The organism is Solidesulfovibrio sp. C21, from assembly GCF_047785625.1.
GTDB lineage: Bacteria > Desulfobacterota > Desulfovibrionia > Desulfovibrionales > Desulfovibrionaceae > Solidesulfovibrio.
In genome coordinates, this window is the sequence record NZ_JBLODY010000144.1 from 1 (window position 1) to 3,839 (window position 3,839).

At 63.1% G+C, this 3,839-nt stretch carries 3 protein-coding genes; 1 reads left to right on the plus strand and 2 read right to left on the minus strand.

All coding sequences use genetic code 11. The features are described from left to right. Nucleotides 1-55: 55 nt before the first annotated feature. Complete coding sequence (gene cls / locus ACMZ6R_RS20205) at nucleotides 56-1,477, minus strand: cardiolipin synthase (RefSeq protein ID WP_416114753.1); 1,422 nt, start codon at nucleotides 1,475-1,477, stop codon at nucleotides 56-58. 149 nt (nucleotides 1,478-1,626) lie between these two features. Here cls and ACMZ6R_RS20210 point away from each other — a divergent pair, with 149 nt between their 5' ends. Continuing rightward, entirely contained in the window at nucleotides 1,627-2,229 is a 603-nt protein-coding gene (locus tag ACMZ6R_RS20210; RefSeq protein ID WP_416114754.1) for a hypothetical protein, read from the plus strand. Between the two features lie 126 nt (nucleotides 2,230-2,355). On the opposite strand, the gene ACMZ6R_RS20215 is transcribed toward ACMZ6R_RS20210, so the two are convergent. Further along, on the minus strand, nucleotides 2,356-3,633 hold the full coding sequence (locus tag ACMZ6R_RS20215; RefSeq protein ID WP_416114755.1) for a histidine kinase: 1,278 nt from the start codon (nucleotides 3,631-3,633) through the stop codon (nucleotides 2,356-2,358). Between the last annotated feature and the right edge of the window lie 206 nt (nucleotides 3,634-3,839).

Genomic DNA, 3,839 nt, shown 5'->3' on the forward strand with positions numbered 1-3,839 from the left:
GGGGAGGGGACCCCTTTTTTCAAAAAGGGGTCCCCTCCCCCGGCGCTTTTCCTTCCTACAAAATGGGCGAGAGCAGGCGGCTGAGCATAACGCCGGTCTTGAACACAAACGAGCGTTCCTCGTAGTCGTCGGCGCTGACGGGCTGGCAGAAGGTGAAGTCGGTCAGGAGCATAGCTTCGACGGCGCGGATAAACGCCGGGTCGGCCACGGCCATGCTGATCTCGAAATTGAGGCGAAAGGAGCGGTTGTCGCAGTTGGCCGTGCCGACCGAGGCCATGACGTCGTCGACCAGGATCACCTTCTGGTGCAGGAAGCCGTTGGTGTAGCGGTAGAATTTGACGCCCAGGGTCTCCAGGTCCGAAAGGTAGGAGAACGAGGCCAGATAGACCAGTTTGTGGTCGGGCTTTTGGGGCAGCATGATGCGCACGTCCACGCCGCGCAGCACGGCCAGTTGCAGGGCGGAGATGATTTCCCGGTCCGGCACGAAATAGGGGCTGACGATCCAGAGGCGTTTTTTCGCGGCGGCGATGGACTGGAAGAAATAGAGGTCGCAGGATTCGATGTCGTCGGCCGGCCCGGTGGGCAGCACCAGCACGGGCATGTCGCCGTCGGGCGCGCGGCGCAGTTCCCAGTCGAGCTTGGGCGTGGTCCGGGTGGCCCAGTACCAGTCCTCGGCGAAGGTGAGCTGGACAAGGGTGACCGCCGGCCCCTGGCAGCGCACGTGGGTGTCGCGCCAATGGCCGAAGCGCAGGCTTTTGCCCATGTATTCATCCCCGACGTTGTGGCCGCCGACAAAGGCCGTCCTGCCGTCCACCACCACGATCTTGCGGTGGTTGCGGAAGTTGAGCTGGAGCCGGTTGCGCCAGCCGAGCGTGGTGTTAAACGCCGACACTTCGGCCCCGGCCTGGCGCAGGCCGTCGATATAGGCCGCGTCAAGGGAATGGCTGCCGATTTCGTCGTAGAGCACGTACACGGCCACGCCGGCCCGGGCCTTGGCCACAAGGTGGTCCTTGAGGGCCCGGCCGATCTCGTCGTCGCGGATGATGAAGAACTGGACCGCCACATACGACTCGGCCGCGTCGATGGCCGCGAAAATGGCGTCGAAGGTGGCCTGCCCGTCGATCAAAAGCTCCACGGCGTTGCCCTTGGTGAAGGGCAGTTCGGCCAGCCGCTCGATGACCGGAAAAAACCCGGGCAGCCCCGGCGCGGAGGCATCGGGAAAGGCCTTGAACTGGTCGATCTCCGGGGCCAGCCTCCCGACCATCCTGTCGCCTTCGCGACGGGAAGCCACGTAGCCCTGGAAACGGTTGCGGCCGAGCACCCAGTACAGCGGCACGGCCACGTACGGAAAGGTGATCATGCCCATGACCCAGGCCATGGAGCCTTGCGGCGAGCGGGCGGTGAAAAGCGCCCGGGCCGCCGAAGCGACACCGATGGCGTGACAGGTGCCAAGCAGAATCACAATGAAAAGCGCCATGGGTCCCTCGAGCGGTTGGAAGTGCGGCGGGAGCGGAAGGATCGTGCACGGCTTGACCAGCCATGCGTTTTCCTTATACCCGGTGAGGCTACACGGCAAGGAACGCCGTGGAATTTGGCCGCAACAACCCGCTCATGGAGGCTTCGCCCATGCCTGAACAGGCTATCGACCTTGCCCTCTCCGCCCCGGTTCACGCAACCGACGGGCTCGTCGGAAGCGTCGAACGCGTCATCGTCAACCCGGAAACGGGCAGGGCCACCCATGTGGTTCTTCGGGAAGAGGCCTTGCCCAACACGTTGCGGCTGGTGGCGGAGAAATACATCGCCAAGACCCAGGACGGCGCGCTGTACCTGTCGATTTCCCGCAAAAAAGCGTCGGAATGCCGGGAATACATCCAGACGGACTATTACTCGCCGATGTTTTTCCTGGGACTGGCCAAGGACGAGCACGTGAAACTGCCGCTGTCTCCGGCCAGTTTGAGCGTGGAGCATCCGGCCACGCCGGAAGGCTCCGTGGCCCTGGTCGGCCACGAGACCGTTTTGGCCAGCGACGGCAAGGTAGGCCGGGTGGACGGCGTGCTGGCGGACAAGCATTCCGGCCGCATCACCCATCTGCTGCTGCGCCAGGGCCATCTGTGGGGCGCGCGCGAAGTCCAGATCCCGGCCGGGCTGGTTTCCGGCTACAAGGACGGGGAAGTGACGCTTGCCGCCACCAAGGCGGAAATCGGCGCCCTGCCGGACGTCCACGCCTGAGGGGAAAGAGAAGGAAGTGAAAAGCGTGCGAGAGGGGGACCCTTTTTGGAAAAAAGGGTCCCCCTCTCGCGCTCTCCCCTCCAAAAAACTTTTTTCCGTTTTCAGGGACGTGACCAACGGAGAGCGTCAGGCGTTGTCGCCCCCGTCTTTTTCCGGTTCGAGATCGAGCACTTCCTCACCGCCGACATAGGGCATGAGAATCGGCTTCTCCACCGCTTTGATCAGGTTGGCGATGGCCCCCTTGAGGCGGTTGATGTTTTCCACGATCAGGTTGACGTACTGCATCTTCTTCTCGACATCGATGCGCTCCACGGCCAGGCCGAACAGATGGCGCATGGCGGCCTGCCCCAGGGGCGGCCAGGGCCCGGGCACCAGCTGCATGGCCTCGGCGATCATGGCCGTGGCGATGTCGTCCTCGTTGTCGAGAAACTCCTCATCCTCCTCCAGAATCAACTCGGCCGCGTTTTTCATGATGGCCAGCACGTTGTTGCCCACATGGGCCATGCCGCCGGCGGCCTTGGCCAGGGCGTCGCGCCCGAGTTCCATGCGCCGGCCCACGGTCAGGGACACGATGCGGGCGCAGTCGGCCAGGAAATCGGATTCGTAGCGGTCGAAAAACCTGGGCTTCTTCGAATACAGCATGATCAGGCCGAAAGCCTTGCCCGCCGGTTCGCGCAGGAAAAACACCAGCCGGCAGCGAAATCCCTCCAGGTACGGCACGCAGTCGATGGATTCGCCGCCGTGCTCGGGCCCGTGCAGATTGTTGGAGACCACAAAGAGTGCCTCGGGATCGGCCACGGAGCGCATGACCGGATGGTGGGGCAACGTCTCTTCCATGAAGCGCACGAAAATGGGCGTGGCCCGGCCGGTGTGGGTGTTGGCCGCGATGTTGACCCAGTTGCCCCGCTCGTCGTGCAGCCGGCAGACGTAGAGGTCGCCCTTGAGCTCCTTGAGCAGCACCTCGGCGCTTTGCTCCAGAATCTCGGCGGCGGTCTGGAAATCCTGGCCGGCGTTTATAAGCTCGTAGAGGATCTCCAGCATGAGCGCGGCCTTGTCATGGGCCTTTTTCAGCTTGCCGCAACGGTATTCGAGTTGGACGAAACCGGGATTGGCCCGCGTGAGGCCCTCGATCTTGTGGGCCTTGACGATGTCGAGTTCCCGACGCACCGAGGTCAGGGCGGTCAACAGCGACTCCCAGCTTGTAATCGGCTGGTCCGGGTCCGGAATTTCGGCCAGGCCGGGCAACACGTCCAGGGACGTCTTGATGGAAAGCATGAGGTCGGCGATGGCCGTGCGCACGGCCGGCGGGGCCGCACCGATGATGTTGTGCAGACGTTCCCTGGGATTGAGGCCTGTAAGTAACAGCGGCGTGGCCAGTGGGCAGCAATCGGATTTAAGCGGCATAGCGCGTCCTTGAAGGTTGGCGCAATTCGCGCCTTGAACACACGATAACGCGGAGCGTCAGTCGTGTCGACAGGGGTTGCCCCGCGAAAGGGAAACCCTTTTTTGAATTTGAAGAGGAAGGGGCGAGAGGGGGACCCTTTTTGAAAAAAGGGTCCCCCTCTCGCGCTCTCCCCTCCCAAAAACTTTTCCCTGTTGTGACGCCGGAG